The sequence below is a fragment of the Dyella terrae genome (genome assembly GCF_004322705.1).
Classification (GTDB): Bacteria; Pseudomonadota; Gammaproteobacteria; order Xanthomonadales; family Rhodanobacteraceae; genus Dyella_D; species Dyella_D terrae.
This window is the reverse complement of sequence record NZ_SIZZ01000001.1, coordinates 1179474-1194697: the sequence shown is the minus strand read 5'-3', so window position 1 is coordinate 1194697 and position 15224 is coordinate 1179474. Positions and strand designations below refer to the sequence as shown.

The 15224-nt window shown below is 62.8% G+C and carries 13 protein-coding genes and 1 tRNA gene; 10 read left to right on the top strand and 4 right to left on the bottom strand.

All coding sequences use genetic code 11. The features are described from left to right. The first annotated feature begins 36 nt into the window (after window positions 1-36). A complete protein-coding gene (locus EYV96_RS05385) occupies window positions 37-681 on the top strand; it encodes a cysteine hydrolase family protein (RefSeq protein WP_131150436.1) in 645 nt (214 codons plus the stop codon). Window positions 682-684: 3 nt separating this feature from the next. Here EYV96_RS05385 and aat read toward each other — a convergent pair whose 3' ends face one another. The 4 genes from aat to trxB are packed head-to-tail and all read right to left on the bottom strand — an operon-like array spanning window position 685 to window position 4203. Then, on the bottom strand, window positions 685-1422 hold the full coding sequence (aat, locus tag EYV96_RS05380) for a leucyl/phenylalanyl-tRNA--protein transferase (protein WP_131150435.1): 738 nt from the start codon (window positions 1420-1422) through the stop codon (window positions 685-687). 5 nt (window positions 1423-1427) lie between these two features. Next, window positions 1428-2540 (bottom strand): GNAT family N-acetyltransferase, encoded by a 1113-nt coding sequence (locus EYV96_RS05375; protein WP_240732345.1) that lies wholly within the window; start codon window positions 2538-2540, stop codon window positions 1428-1430. A 29-nt stretch (window positions 2541-2569) separates the two neighbouring features. Beyond that, window positions 2570-3229 (bottom strand): DsbA family protein, encoded by a 660-nt coding sequence (locus EYV96_RS05370; RefSeq protein WP_131150433.1) that lies wholly within the window; start codon window positions 3227-3229, stop codon window positions 2570-2572. Between the two features lie 8 nt (window positions 3230-3237). Next, on the bottom strand, window positions 3238-4203 hold the full coding sequence (gene trxB, locus EYV96_RS05365) for a thioredoxin-disulfide reductase (protein ID WP_131150432.1): 966 nt from the start codon (window positions 4201-4203) through the stop codon (window positions 3238-3240). Window positions 4204-4644: 441 nt separating this feature from the next. Here trxB and ald point away from each other — a divergent pair, with 441 nt between their 5' ends. From ald to EYV96_RS05320, 9 genes are all read left to right on the top strand, one after another. Further along, window positions 4645-5709: an alanine dehydrogenase gene (ald, locus tag EYV96_RS05360; protein ID WP_131150431.1), complete on the top strand. Its 1065-nt coding sequence runs from the start codon at window positions 4645-4647 to the stop codon at window positions 5707-5709. Between the two features lie 142 nt (window positions 5710-5851). Then, window positions 5852-8176, top strand: a complete 2325-nt coding sequence (locus EYV96_RS05355; protein WP_131150430.1) for a DNA translocase FtsK — start codon at window positions 5852-5854, stop codon at window positions 8174-8176. Between the two features lie 227 nt (window positions 8177-8403). Further along, window positions 8404-9063, top strand: a complete 660-nt coding sequence (gene lolA, locus EYV96_RS05350; RefSeq protein ID WP_131150429.1) for an outer membrane lipoprotein periplasmic chaperone LolA — start codon at window positions 8404-8406, stop codon at window positions 9061-9063. A 45-nt stretch (window positions 9064-9108) separates the two neighbouring features. After that, a complete protein-coding gene (locus EYV96_RS05345; protein WP_131150428.1) occupies window positions 9109-10440 on the top strand; it encodes a replication-associated recombination protein A in 1332 nt (443 codons plus the stop codon). Window positions 10441-10467: 27 nt separating this feature from the next. Then, entirely contained in the window at window positions 10468-11097 is a 630-nt protein-coding gene (locus tag EYV96_RS05340) for a 2-hydroxychromene-2-carboxylate isomerase (protein WP_131150427.1), read from the top strand. Between the two features lie 79 nt (window positions 11098-11176). Further along, complete coding sequence (locus tag EYV96_RS05335; RefSeq protein WP_131150426.1) at window positions 11177-11752, top strand: hypothetical protein; 576 nt, start codon at window positions 11177-11179, stop codon at window positions 11750-11752. Between the two features lie 103 nt (window positions 11753-11855). Then, window positions 11856-13136, top strand: a complete 1281-nt coding sequence (serS, locus tag EYV96_RS05330) for a serine--tRNA ligase (RefSeq protein ID WP_131150425.1) — start codon at window positions 11856-11858, stop codon at window positions 13134-13136. A 232-nt stretch (window positions 13137-13368) separates the two neighbouring features. Then, window positions 13369-13458: transfer RNA gene (locus EYV96_RS05325), tRNA-Ser, on the top strand. A 177-nt stretch (window positions 13459-13635) separates the two neighbouring features. Further along, complete coding sequence (locus tag EYV96_RS05320) at window positions 13636-14946, top strand: hypothetical protein (protein WP_131150424.1); 1311 nt, start codon at window positions 13636-13638, stop codon at window positions 14944-14946. Window positions 14947-15224 lie beyond the last annotated feature (278 nt).

The following is a 15224-nucleotide window of genomic DNA, read 5'->3' as shown; positions in this document are numbered from 1 at the left end:
ACCATGTGCCCACCCCAACACCACCAGGAAGGTCCCATGAACGTGTCGAATCCGCGTCGCGCCCTGATCGTCATTGACGTCCAGAACGAGTATTTCAGCGGTAACCTTCAGATTGAATTTCCCCCGGTCGAAGACAGCCTGCCGAAGATCACCCGCGCCATGGACGCCGCGACGGCCGCTGGCATCCCGGTGATCGTCATCCAGCAGAACTCACCCGCCGACGCGCCGGCCTTTGCCGAGGGCTCGCAGGGTTGGGAACTGCATCCGGAGATCGCGCGCCGCCCTCGTGACGCTTACTTCGGCAAGGCGCTACCGAGCGCGTTTTCAGGGACGGGCCTGGCCGAATGGCTCGATCAGCGCGGGATCGATACGCTGAGCGTCGTGGGCTACATGACCCACAACTGCAACGACACCACCATCAAGCACGCCTTCGATCGCGGTATTGCGGTGGAACTCCTGCACGATGCCTCGGGCGCGGTGTCGTACGCGAACCGTGCGGGCCATGCGACCGCGGAGGAGATTCACCGTGTATTTGCCGTGGTCGAGCAGTCGCGCTTTGCCGCCGTGCTGACGACGGATGAGTGGTTGCACGGCTTGGCCACCGGTGCGGTACCGGTGCGCGAGACCATTCTCGATTCTTATCGGAACGCGAAGGCGTTGCGCGCTGCGAAAGCCGCGTGAACTTCAGCTTCCGCGAATGCGTTCCCAGCTTTCCGCCAGCAGGGGCGTGAAGCGACGCCAGGTGCCGGGCTGTCCCGGCACCTGGACCAGTTGTTCGACCATGCGCAGGAACTCTCCGCGCGGGTACTCCACGGCGCCCATGCTCATAAGGTGACTGTTGGTCACCTGCGCATCGATCAACGGGAATCCCCAGCGATGCAGCAGGTCGGCCAGGGCCAGCAGGGCCACCTTCGACCCGCCGCTCTCGACGCTGAACATGGATTCGCCGCAAAACAGGCGGCCGATGGCCACGCCATAGATCCCCCCAATCAGACGATCGTCATCCCACACTTCGATGCTGTGCGCGTGCCCCATGGCGTGCAGGCCGACATAGGCGTCGAGCATGGCCGGCGAAATCCACGTGCCGGACTGGCGCGGCCGTGGCGCGGCGCAGGCTTCCACCACGTCACGGAAGGCCTGATCGGCGCTGATCCACCAGGATTTGCCAGCCAGCTGGCGTCGCAGGCTTCGATTGGGCTGAAGTCGTTCCGTGTGGAAGACGCAGCGCGGATCGGGTGACCACCACAGGATGGGTTCGTCCTCGTTGAACCACGGGAAGATACCCCGCGCGTAAGCGGCCAACAGGCGTCGGGGCGACAGATCGCCACCGAAGGCCAGCAAGCCGTTCGGTTCGGCCATGGCGCGGCGCGGGTCCGGGAAATGCTCCGGGCGGCTGGCGTCGAGCAGGGGCAGGCGGATCATGGGATTCAGTCGCGGCCGTGAGCGTAGGGGCTGTGGTCGAGCAGGTCGTGGCGATAAGCGTCAATGTGTTCGGCCTCGCGCGCAAGCGCCGTTCGTACCGCGGCGCGAAATCCCTTGTCGGCGAGATAGTGGCGCGAGTGCGTCGTGATCGGCAGGAAACCGCGCGCGAGCTTGTGCTCGCCCTGGGCGCCGGGTTCGAACCGGCTCAGGCCGTGGCGGATGGCGTGCTCGATGCCCTGGTAATAGCAAAGTTCGAAATGCAGCCCGGGAATATCCGCCTCGCAGCCCCAATAGCGGCCATACAGGCACTGGCTGCTTTGCAGGAACAGCGCCATGGCGATCAGGCGGTCGCCATCCCAGGCAAGCGAGGCTTGCACATGCCGGCCCATCTCTTGACCGAGATAGTCGAAGAACGCGCGCGTCAGGGCCGCGTGATTGCCTTTGGCATCGAACGTGCTCTCGTACAGCGCATGGATGCGTCGCCACGCATCCGCGCTCAGTGAATCACCATCGCGCATCTCGACGCGCAGTCCGCTGCGCGCGACTTGGGCGCGTTCATGGCGGATGTTCTTCCGCTTCTTGTGATTGAGCGTAGTGAGGAACTGGTCGAAGTCGGCGTAGTCGCGATTGGGCCAGTGGAACTGCACGTCGGTGCGTACAAGCCAGTGATCGCCAAAGGCGGGCAGGTCGTTCGCGTCGAGGAAGTTGGCGTGCACGGATGACAAGCCGGCCTCATCGGCCAGCGCGCGCATGGCCTCGACCAGCGCCTCGCGGATGTCTGCGCTGCGTGGGGTGTTTCCCGCAAGCAATCGTGTGCCCGGCACGGGAGAGTAGGGCACGGCATTGAGCAGCTTCGGGTAGTAGTCCCTACCCGCGCGTTCCCACGCGCTGGCCCAGCTCCAGTCGAAAACGAACTCGCCGTGCGAATTGCCCTTGAGGTACAGCGGCGCAGCGCCGATCAGCACACCACTGTCGTAGATGCCCAGATGGTGCGCGCGCCACCCCCAATCCTCCCGGATGCAGCCGGTCTGCTCCAGGCCAAGCAGGAAAGCGTGGGAGAGAAAGGGGTTGTCATCGGTGCGAAGCGCGTCCCAGGCCTGGGCGGGAATCTCGCACATGCCCGCGTGGAATCGCGCTTCGATCACGGTCAATGGACCGCAGGCAAGCGTGCCGCGAGACGCTCCACGAAGGCTTCGGGCTTGCCGTAATCGAGATGATGCGGCAGCACCTGTCGCTTGCCGTGGACTTCGAGCACCAGAGTGGGAAAGCCGTGGCCATGCACTTCGTTGAGCAGGCGGCGGCTGGCTTCGATATGTTCGAGCAGATCAGTGCTGCGCACGCGCGCATACGACTGGCGGAACGTGTCGCCATCGATGGCCAGTTCTTCTGCCATCTCCACCAGAATGTCCGGATCGACCACGCGCAGGCCCCGCTGGTAATGCGCCGCCTGGATCGCGACCAGCATCGGATAGGCCAGAGACGCATCGATCGACCGTGCGGCAAGGATGGCCGTGATGGGTGGCAGGGAGAACAGCACCGTCGTTGGGTCGGCGAGCAGGCCCTCGAGATAAGGCTTGCCGAAGAACTGCCCGCTGAGCTGCGCGATGCGCTCGTCGGAATGGGCGATGTGCTCGCCCAGTTCGTGATCGAGCGTACGGGGCTCGGCGAAAAGGCCGCCGGCATGCAGTATCAGGTCAACTCGCGCACCCAGCTGCCGCATGGCCGCGCTCACCAAAGGCTGCGCGGCGTAACACCAACCGCACAGCGGGTCGTGGATGTAATGCAGCGTTGCGTGATGCGACGACATCAAGCCGATTAGCTCGCCGGGCCCTGCTGGTCGAGCCAGCGCTCGGCGTCGAGGGCGGCCATGCAGCCGAAACCCGCCGACGTAATGGCCTGGCGATACACGTGATCGGCCACGTCGCCGGCGGCGAACACGCCCGGCACCGAGGTCATCGTCGCCATGCCGGTCTGGCCGCTGCGGATCTTCAGGTAGCCGTCGTGCATTTCCACCTGGCCCTCGAAGATGCCGGTGTTCGGCGTGTGACCGATGGCCACGAAGAAGCCGGTGGCGGCGATGTCACGCGTCACGCCGGTGTTCACTTCCTTCACGCGCACGCCGGTGACGCCCATATTGTCGCCGAGCACTTCGTCGATGGTGTGGTTCCACACCAGTTCAATCTTGCCGGCGGCGGCCTTCTCGAACAGCTTGTCCTGCATGATCTTTTCGGCGCGCAGCTTGTCGCGGCGATGCACCAGGGTGACCTTGCTGCAGATGTTGGACAGGTACAGGGCTTCTTCGACGGCGGTATTGCCGCCACCGACCACGACCACTTCCTGTTCGCGGAAGAAGAATCCGTCACAGGTGGCGCAGGCCGACACGCCCTTGCCCTTGAAGTGCTCTTCGCTGGCGATGCCCAGGTACTTGGCCGTGGCGCCGGTCGAGATGATCAGCGCGTCGGCGGTGTACTCGCCCGAGTCGCCCTTCAGACGGAACGGGCGCTGCTGCAGATCCACCGAATGGATGTGGTCGAAGATCATTTCCGTGTGGAAACGCTCGGCGTGCTCGGCCATGCGCTGCATCAGCGCCGGCCCCTGCAGACCTTCCACGTCACCCGGCCAGTTGTCCACGTCGGTGGTGGTCATCAGCTGGCCACCCTGCTGCAGGCCGGTGATCAGCGTCGGCTTCAGGTTGGCGCGGGCGGCATACACAGCGGCGGTATAGCCGGCGGGGCCGGAACCAAGGATGAGCAGGCGGCTGTGTTTGGTGGAGGCGGTCATGTGGTGTCCTTGTTGCTGCCTTGCAGCGATTTCTTGTGAAGGGGCAGGGTGGGTGCGTTCGGGAGGAGATCACGCGGTGGATGGGCAAAAAGCCGCCACATCAACGAAGTTCTCCGTCCGTCTCACCATGCTCCGGCGTATCGTCATTGTGCAGTCGCACAGCGGTTGAGGCGAAGGTTAACCGGTTTCGACCCGGGCCCTTGCATGTGACCCCTGGGATGGGTTCGGGCTCAGGCTCATGGTTATAATCGACAGGGTTTGCTCACGGCTTGTCTCTGTTTTCGCTGCACCTTGGTCAAAGGTTTCCTTCCAGGCCTTGCAGCTGTCTGAACCCGCAAGAATGGGGAGGACAGGGGACCGATTCAAGGCGCCGGCCGACACCCCTTTTCGCCACGGCGCTGCGCCGCGGTACTTGATTCGACCCACAGGATTTTCATCCCCATGCGTATTGGTATTCCGTCTGAAACCAAGACCCTCGAAGGTCGCGTTGCCCTGGTTCCCGCTGCTGCCGCCGATCTGGTCCGCCGCGGCCACGAGGTGTTCATCCAGGCTGGCGCCGGTCTCAAGAGCGGCTTCTCCGATGAGGCCTATGCCAAGGTTGGCGTGAAGGTGGTTCCCGATGCCGCGGCGCTGTATGACGCCGGCGAGCTGATCGTCAAGGTGAAGGAGCCGATTGCCGGCGACCTCGCCCTCCTCAAGAAGCATCACCTGCTGTTCTGCTACCTGCATCTTGCCGCCGAGCCGGATCTCACCAAGACACTGCTCGACATCGGCCTGACCGGCGTGGCGTTCGAGTCGGTGGAAGAAAACGGCAACCTGCCGCTGCTGCTGCCGATGTCCGTCATCGCCGGCCGCATTGCAACGCAGATGGGCACCACGCTCCTGCATCGTCCGCAGGGTGGCAAGGGCAAGCTGCTGGGCGGCATGGCTTCGACGCCGCGTGGCAAGGTCGTCGTGCTCGGCGCCGGCGCCGCCGGTGGCAACGCTGCCGCGCTCGCCGCTGCGGCCGGTGCCAACGTGGTCGTGTTCGACAAGCGTCAGGATCGCCTGGCCGAAATGATGGCCATGGGTCCGAACGTCACCGCGCTGTACGCCTATGAGTCGTCGGTGGCCGAGGAAGTGCAGGACGCTGACATCGTGGTCGGTGCCGTGCTGATCCCCAGCGCCAAGGCGCCGCGCGTTGTCACCGAAGAAATGGTCAAGACCATGGAGAAGGGCAGCGTGCTGGTGGACATCTCCATCGACCAGGGCGGTTGCTTCGAAACCTCGCGTCCGACCACCTGGAAGGAGCCGACCTACGACGTTCACGGCGTGACGCACTTCTGCGTGACCAACATGCCGGGCGCCGTGCCGCAGACCTCGTCGGTGGCCATCTCCGCCGCCATCCTGCCGTACGTGCAGCGCCTTGCCGCCGGTAACGAATGGCGCGAGTTCAAGCCGCTCAACGGCGGCATCAACGTCGACGCCGGTCAGCTCGTTCATCCGGCACTCAAGGGCATGTTCTGATAGATGCTCTATGCTTTGCCCCATCACCCCGGCCAAGGCCGGGGTGATGGTTTTCGCGGCCTGGAACCTGGCTGCTGGCTTTTAGCGGTCCAACGCGTTAGAAGCTTTCTTCACTTTCTACCCCTGAAGGACAAGGAACACGGTGGCGCGTAGCGCGAACGTCAAGAAAGCCAAGGAACCGAGCGGCCTCAGCGAGGAGCTCAAGCGCCGCCTGCGTGAAGCCGGTGCGTTGCTGTTGCTGCCGCTGGCGCTTTATCTGCTGGTCTGCCTGTTCAGCTACAACGACCAGGACCCCAGCTGGGGTCATGCAAGCACGGTCGATATCACCCGCAATTTCGGCGGGCAGGTGGGCGCGAATATCGCGAACCTGCTGCGCTACATCTTTGGCCTGGTGTCGTACTGTTTTCCGTTGCTGCTGCTGATCCTGGGCATCCAGGTGCTGCGCCATCGCGGCGTGCGCACCGTGCAGCCCTGGGAGCCGTCGCTGCGCCTGATTGGCTTCGTGTTCTTCTTCATCACCACGCCGGCGTTGCTTTATCTCAACGTCCACACGCCCGTGCAGCCGCAGGGCGTGGGCGGCATTATCGGCAAATGGGTCGGTGATGGCGTGCTGCATGCGTTCGGCGACAAGGGTGCGCCGTTGCTGTTGCTGGCGGTGTTCCTGATTGCCGTGACGCTGGCAACGGGTCTGTCCTGGTTCAAGCTGATGGATGTCACGGGCCAGGGCGTGCTGAAGATCGCCAGCTGGTTCGGCGGCAAGTTGCGCGAGGCACCCGAAGTGCTGGCTGCGCGCCAGGCCCGTGCCGAGCGCGAAGTGGTCAAGAAAACCGAGGCCGTCAAGCAGGCCAGGCGCGAGCCGGTGCGCATCGAGCCGCAGCCGGCGCCGGTGGTGAAGAGCGAGCGCGCCAAGGTCGAAACGCAGATTCCTCTGTTCACCGGTGCCTCCTCGCCGGGCGAACTGCCGCCGCTTTCTCTGCTGGATGAAGCACCGCCGCAGGGCCCGGGCTATTCGGAAGAGACGCTCGAAGTGCTCTCGCGCCAGGTCGAGCTGAAGCTAAAGGATTTCCGCATCGAGGCGAAGGTCGTCGGCGTCTATCCCGGCCCGGTGATCACCCGCTTCGAGCTGGAGCCCGCCGCGGGTGTGCGCGGCTCGCAGGTGTCGAGCCTGGACAAGGACATTGCGCGTGGCCTCTCCGTGGTCAGCGTGCGCGTGGTGGACGTGATTCCGGGCAAGAACGTCATCGGCCTGGAAATCCCGAACAGCAAGAAGCAGATCGTGTATCTGTCGGAGATCCTGCGTTCGGACAAGTACGACCAGCTCAAGTCACCGCTCTCGCTGGCGCTGGGCAAGGACATTGCCGGACGTCCGGCGGTGGCCGATCTGGCCAAGATGCCGCATTTGCTCGTGGCCGGTACCACCGGTTCGGGTAAGTCCGTGGCGGTGAACGCCATGGTGCTGAGCCTGCTCTACAAGGCCAGCGCCAAGGACGTGCGCATGATCATGATCGATCCGAAGATGCTGGAGCTTTCGGTTTACGAAGGCATTCCGCATCTGCTGGCGCCGGTCGTCACCGATATGAAGGAAGCCGCCAACGCGCTGCGCTGGTGCGTGGCCGAGATGGAGCGCCGCTACAAGCTGATGGCGGCCGTGGGTGTGCGTAACCTGGCCGGCTTCAACAAGAAGGTGCGCGACGCGGAGAATTCGGGCCAGCCCTTGCTCGATCCGCTGTTCCGCCCGAATCCCGAGATGCCCAATCTCGCTGCCGAGCCGCTGGAGCCCTTGCCGTACATCGTCGTGATCATCGACGAGTTCGCCGACATGATGATGATCGTCGGCAAGAAGGTGGAAGAACTCATCGCCCGCCTGGCGCAGAAGGCCCGTGCGGCCGGCGTGCACCTGGTGCTGGCGACGCAGCGCCCGTCCGTGGATGTGATCACCGGCCTGATCAAGGCCAATATCCCCACGCGCATCGCGTTCCAGGTCTCGAGCAAGATCGACTCGCGCACCATCCTCGACCAGTCCGGCGCCGAAACCCTGCTGGGCCACGGCGACATGCTTTACCTGCCCCCTGGCACCGCCACGCCTGACCGCGTGCATGGTGCCTTCGTGGACGATCACGAGGTGCACAACGTGGTCAACTGGCTGCGTTCCCAGGGCGCGCCGCAGTACATCGAGGGCGTGCTGGAAGAAGTGCAGGCCACGTCGGACGGGAAGTTCATCAACGACGCCGGACTGCCGCAGGATGGCGAAGAAGGCGGCGATGCCGACGCCCAGCTTTACGACAAGGCCGTGCGCATCGTGACCGAAAGCCGTCGCGCCTCGATTTCCGGCGTCCAGCGCCATCTGCGCATCGGCTACAACCGCGCCGCCCGCCTCATCGAGCAGATGGAGCAGGACGGCGTGGTGAGCGCGCCGCAGCACAATGGCAATCGCGAAGTGCTTGCACCCCCTCCACCGAAGCATTGAGGTGGGGCCGGCGGCTGACGCCGCCTGTGAATGGTGAATGGTGAATGGAAAAAGCGGAGCGCACCTTCACCCAGGCCGGCTCTTCCCATTTACCATTCACGGCCCGCGCAGCGGGCGGATTCACGGGACGTGCCGCGCCCAGCCTCACCGCGCCCGGCCTCACTCCGCCACCATTAAGCCCATGGGCGCCACAATGCGGCACCCGCGCACCACGGAACAGGGATCCCATGAACCGCTTCATCGCTTTCACTGCCACGCTCGCGCTGACGCTGTGCGCCACCGCCCAGGCCGCCAGTGGCCCGGCCCGCGCGCGGCTGGACGTCTTTGCCCAGGGCCTGCACTCGCTCACCGGCAAGTTTACCCAGACCCTGACTGACGCGACCGGCCATCCCGGCAAGGCCAGCAGCGGCACGCTGGCGCTCGAAGCGCCGCGCCAGTTCCGTTGGGACACGACCACGCCCTACAAGCAGACCATCGTGGCCGATGGCAGCCGCGTGTGGCTGTACGACCCGGAACTCGAGCAGGTCACCGTGCGCGTCCAGAGCACTGAAGAGGCCCACAGCCCGCTCACCGTGCTGACCGATCTCAAGCAGATGGATCGCGACTTCAAGGTGGTGGAGCAGGGCGAGCGCGATGGCCTGGTCTGGCTGCGTCTGACGTCGACGGGCAAGGATCCGCAGTTCGATTACGCCGACCTGGGATTCGATGCCAATGGCCTGGCCCGCATGACGTTCCGCGACCAGCTCGGGGCCGTCACCGATATCCGCTTTTCCGCCTGGCAGCGCAATCCGTCCATCCCGCCGGCCACGTTCAATTTCGTGCCGCCGAAGGGCGCCGATGTGATCGGCGATGCGCCGGTGATGCAGACGGCGCCGCTGAAGAACTGAGCCCGCCCCGCCACGGTCATTCCCCGGCCGCGTTATGATCGGGGAATGTCCTTGAGCAGCTCCTCCCCCGGTCTCTTCCCCGAACCCGACGATCTCAAGCCTCTCGCCGAGCGCATGCGTCCGCGCAGCCTTGACGAGATTGTCGGCCAGCAGCGCGTGCTGGCGCCGGGCAAGGCCCTGCGTCGCGCGCTGGAAGCCGGGCGCGTGCATTCGATGATCCTGTGGGGGCCACCCGGTTGCGGCAAGACCACGCTGGCGTTGCTGGTGGCGCGCTACGCCGATGCCGATTTTCGCGCCATCTCCGCCGTGCTTTCCGGCCTGCCTGAGGTGCGCAAGGCGCTGGCTGAGGCTGAAGCCAATTTTGCCCAGGGTCGGCGCACCGTGCTTTTCGTCGACGAAGTGCATCGGTTCAACAAGGCCCAGCAGGATGCGTTCCTGCCGCATATCGAGCGCGGCGTGATCATCTTCGTCGGCGCCACCACCGAAAACCCGTCCTTCGAACTCAACTCCGCGTTGCTGTCGCGCTGCCGCGTGCATGTGCTCGAAGCGGTATCCGGGGGCGACATCGTTGCGGCGTTGCGGCGGGCGCTCGAAGATACCGAGCGTGGCCTGGGCGACCAGCAACTGCAGATATCTGACGCATCCCTGCACCTGATCGGTCGTGCCGCCGATGGCGATGTACGTCGTGCGCTGACCTTGCTCGAGATTGCGGCCGAGCTGGCCCAGGACAACACCATCGATGACGCCACGCTCGAACAGGTGCTGGCCGATCGCACGCGTCGTTTCGACAAGGGCGGTGAGCAGTTCTACGACCAGATCTCGGCGCTGCATAAGTCCGTCCGCTCGTCCGACCCGGATGCCGCGATCTACTGGCTGTGCCGCATGCTCGATGGCGGCGTCGATCCCCTTTATCTGGCGCGCCGCATGACGCGCATGGCGGTCGAAGACGTGGGCCTTGCCGAGCCGCGCGCCTGGCGCATGGCGCTGGATGCCTGGGATACCTACGAGCGCCTCGGTAGCCCCGAGGGCGAGCTTGGCCTGGCCCAGCTGGCGATCTGGCTGGCGATCGCGCCCAAAAGCAATGCGGCCTACAAGGCGTACAACCAGGCCTGCGCCGTCGTATCGGAAACCGGCACGCTGGACGTTCCGATGCACCTGCGCAATGCGCCGACACGCCTGATGAAGGGGCTGGGCTACGGTAAGGATTACCAGTACGACCACGACGCCGAAGGTGGTATCGCGCTGGGACAGCAATGCCTGCCCGACGCACTCGACGGCACGGTGTTTTACGAGCCTGTCGAACGTGGCCTCGAACTCAAGTTGCGCGAGAAGTTGCTGAGCCTGCGCGAAGCGCGCAAGCAGGCGCGCGAGAAATAGACGTCCATATCTTCAAGGGAAGCCTGCATGAGCGTGATCTGGTATTTCGACTTCATCTCGCCCTTTGCGTGGCTGCAATGGCCGAAGATCAAGGCGCTGGCGCAAACGCAGCAGGTGACGCTTCACCCGATCCTGTTTGCCAGCGTGCTCGATCACGTCGGTCAGAAAGGGCCCGCCGAGATCCCCGCCAAACGCGAATTCAGCTACCGCTTCGTGCTGTGGCGTGCACGCGAGGCCGGCCAACCGCTGCGCTTTCCCCCGCAGCATCCGTTCAACCCCCTGGCCTCGCTTCGGCTGAGTATTGCAGCGGGCAATACGATTGAGGCAGTCGACGCGATCTTCAGCTGGATATGGGCGCAGGGTCAGGTTGCCGATACCGCTGAGTCGCTGCAATCGGTCGCCGCCCCCTTGGGGATCGCCGATCCCGTCGCGGCGCTGGCCGACCCGCTCGTGAAGCAGCAACTGCGCGAGAACACCGAAGCGGCCATTGCCGCGGGTGTCTATGGCGTGCCCACCTTGTCCATCGATGGCCAGCTCTTCTGGGGTGGCGACGCCCACGACTTCGCGATGGCCTATCTTCGCGACCGCGGCCTGTTCGACGATTCGGAAATGAAGCGCATTACCGGACTTCCCATAGGCGTCGCTCGCAAGGCCTGAGCCCTGTTGCGCATGACCTTGCGAGCGGCGCGCAGCCCGGCATAGGCTCGACCCACCTTTGGGAGAGGAGGGGAAGGACATGCGTGTACTCGTTGCAGGCATTATCGGCGGCATCGTGATGTTCATCTGGGGCGCCGTCGCGCACATGGTGCTGGGCCTTGGTATGATGGGAATGCAATTCCCGACGGCCGAAGACAAGGTACTGACCAGCCTGCATGAAGGGCTGGGGCCGCAGGCGGGCATCTACATCCTGCCGTCGTTCGATCCGGCCAAAATGTCCGACAAGGCGGCCACGGCGGCTTACGCGGAAAAAACCAAGAGCAATCCCTACGCCTTCATGGTCTATCTGCCGCAGGGCGATGACATGACGCAGATGGGCCCGCAACTCGCGCGTCAGTGGGCGTCGGACACGTTGTCGGCCTTGGCGCTGGCCTTCGTGATGGGCCTGGCCGCATGGAGCTTCAGTCGGCGCGTCACCGTGGCGGCAGTGCTGGCGATCTTCGGCTGGCTGTCCAATCTGTTGCCGTACTGGAACTGGTACCGGTTCCCGACCGACTTCACCCTGGCGGCGCTGATCGAGCAACTGGTTGGCTGGATCATTGCCGGCGCGGCGATGGCCTGGTGGATGGGACGGGCCGAGCGCCGTTCGCTCTGAGCCCCGAAGCCGCTCTTCCCTCGGGTAGAGCGGCTTTATGCATTGCAGCATCAGGACCCCCGCAGCGATAATCCCCGGTCCAAGCCCTGAATCGGACCCCACCATGCTGGACCCCGCACTGTTGCGCTCGCGCCTGGCCGAAACGGCCGCCCGCCTTAAGGAAACCCGTGGTTTCGAGGTCAACGTGTCCGAGGTCGAGCGCCTGGAGAGCGACCGCAAGCGGCTGGCGACCGAGACCCAGGAGCTCCAGAACCTGCGCAACACCCGCTCCAAGGCCATCGGCATGGCCAAGGCCAAGGGTGAGGACGTCGCGCCGCTGATGGCCGAAGTGGCCGGCATCGGCGACAAGCTGGCGGCCAACGAGCATGCTCTGGCCCGCGTCCAGGAAGCACTGGCGGCCATCGCGCTGGAAATCCCGAACATTCCGCACGAGTCAGTCCCGCAGGGCAAGGACGAGAACGACAACGCCGAAATCCTCCGCTGGGGCACCCCGCGCGAGTTCGCCTTCGAAGTGAAAGATCACGTTGACCTCGGCGCCCGTCACGGCTGGCTCGACGGCGAGGCCGGCTCGAAGTTGTCCGGTGCGCGATTCACCGTGCTTCGCGGCCAGCTGGCGCACCTGCATCGTGCGCTGGCGCAGTTCATGATCAACCTGCACACCGGCGAGCATGCTTACCTGGAGTGCAACGTCCCGCTGCTCGTCAATGGCGAGACCATGCAGGGCACCGGCCAGTTGCCGAAGTTCGAGGAAGACCTGTTCGCCACCCAGGTGGGCGATACCAAGCGTTACCTCATTCCCACGGCCGAAGTGGCGCTGACCAATCTCGTTGCCGACAGCATCGTCGAAGCCGGCGAACTGCCGATGCGCCTCACCGCGCATTCGATGTGCTTCCGCGCGGAAGCCGGTAGCTACGGTCGCGATACGCGCGGCATGATTCGCCAGCACCAGTTCGAAAAAGTCGAGATGGTGCAGATCGCTTCGCCCGAACAATCACACGCCCAGCTCGACGAAATGGTCGGCCACGCCGAGAAGGTGCTTCAGCTGCTGAACCTGCCGTATCGCAAAGTGTTGCTCTGCACGGGCGACATGGGCTTCGCGGCGATCAAGACGTACGACCTGGAAGTCTGGCTGCCCAGCCAGAACACCTATCGCGAAATTTCCTCGTGCTCCAACTGCGGCGACTTCCAGGCGCGCCGCATGCAGGCCCGCTGGCGCAATCCCGCCACCGGCAAGCCGGAACTGGTGCACACCCTCAACGGTTCCGGCCTGGCCGTGGGCCGCACCCTCGTCGCCGTGATGGAGAATTACCAGAACGCCGACGGTTCCATTTCGGTGCCGGACGTCCTGCATCCCTACATGCGCAATCTCGAATTGATCGCCTGATTTCGTTGAAGATCGTATCGATGGCGACCCATTGAGGTACGATGGGCCACTTGCCTCACGATCACTGAAAGTTACGGAAGAGTGGCCGAGCGGTTTAAGGCACCGGTCTTGAAAACTTTGTGAGTTAAAAATCACCAGCAAAAACAAGTAGTTATCTTTAATGCATCAGTTTCCAAAACTGTTGTTTGCGAAGAAAAATCCACGGACGTTGCAATGGCGTCCCGCGCACCTCGGAAGGGTGGCAGAGTGGTCGATTGCAACGGTCTTGAAAACCGTCGGAAGGGAGACCTTCCCGTGGGTTCGAATCCCACCCCTTCCGCCAAATTAGCCTTCTGCATTTGGTTCTCAACGTCGAACCAACTTAGTTCCCAATCCTTTCGTCTAGTTCCTGCTGCCCCACCCGGGGTGCGAGTTCTGCCGTCGGAATGACAGATTTTCTGTCGCGCGCATATCACCTATATTCGGTCGAACTAGGGATAGTGTGAATAAGGGGGATTTAATGAACGAAGTACTTCAAAAGGTTAAGGCAGAACTCGAGCATGTTGTCAGCGCGCTTGAGTCGGCACTACCCAATGACGAGCCGCTCGGAAATATACACAACAATTGGTCATTTCCTGGTCTTACAAGAGCAGAGTTAGCCGCTGAGGCGGAGTCGATCGTCGAGCTGATTGATGAGAAGGGTGTGGAAGATCTTGGTGATGCCGAATCTAAGATAAACGATTACGTCCGTAGACTAGCCCATCTGCGCGGCCAGACGATCCCGAACATGTGGTCCAATGCTGGTCTGGCAGTTCCCGCCTACATGCTGACTCTGCAAGGATTGAGGAATGTCCTCGCACCGGCTCTGGTACGAGATCTTCAATCGGAAGCTTCAGAAAAACTGCGCAAGACTACTCAGCAACTGCGTGGCCTCGAAGCCCGGCTCAAGTCGCTGGAACCAAAATCAATCTCGTTGACTTCGATGGTCGAGCGAATTGAAAAGGCATATGAAGCCGCAGACCAATTGCCAACTGATCTAGAGTCGCTATCAGATGCGCGCCAACAGATATCAGATCTACTGCTTGGCGCGAATGAGGATATCGGGCTTCTTTCAGGTCTTCGGGATAAGGCTAATGCTGCTGAATATAGTCTCAGCCAAAGTTCCCAGGAGGCGATTGCAGTGCTTCAGCGCTGTGAGACAGCTTACTCAGCTGCCACAAGCGTAGGTTTGGCTGCAGCATTCAATGAACGCTCAGACACATTGTCTAAGTCAATGTGGGTTTGGGTCCTGGGATTGTTGGTTGCGCTGGGGGCTGGTAGCTATTTCGGATCTCATCAGCTCCATGCATTGTCTGATTTGATAAAACTGCCAAGTGCGTCCAGCGCAGTGATTATCTTGAATCTACTATTGTCTCTGCTTTCGGTGGGCGCGCCGGTTTGGTTTGCCTGGTTGGCAACAAAGCAGATCGGGCAGAGATTCAGGCTCGCTGAAGATTACGCATTCAAGGCGTCCATCTCGCGGGCTTACGAGGGCTTCCGTCGTGAGGCCGCTCGATTTGACAAGGACATGGAGGCGCGCCTTCTCGCATCTGCTCTTAATCGACTAGATGAATTGCCTCTGAGGCTTGTAGAAACCGAGACACATGGAAGTCCGTGGCACGAGCTGCTGTCTTCAAGCGCAGTAAAAGAAGCGTTAAGGGTTGTGCCCGGGTTTGCCGAGCAGATGAAAGATTTTGCTGGTCGTGCCCTATCGGTCGCGAAAACAATAAAGACGGCACCTGCGGCAGCTGCAGCTGCCGCTGTTGCGGGAGCCTCTGAAGATCCAGAGTGAAGTTAACTGCGGACTCTTTCAGATCGCTTGTGCGCAAATTTTCGAGCTGACATACGTTCGGTAGTGCGGGCGTTGCCAAGGGATCTAATGGCGGCCGATTGCCAATCATCGGAGAGTCTCACCATTACTACCCTATTCAACTGGGGCTCGCAGATACGACAGTATCCCTCAATGCTGTGCGAGGGATGTTGCTGAAAGTAACGCATATACCGTGAGTCAGTTCGGGTCAGGGCGGGATCGCACGCAATGATTTGAATCAATCGATGGGACTATCGACG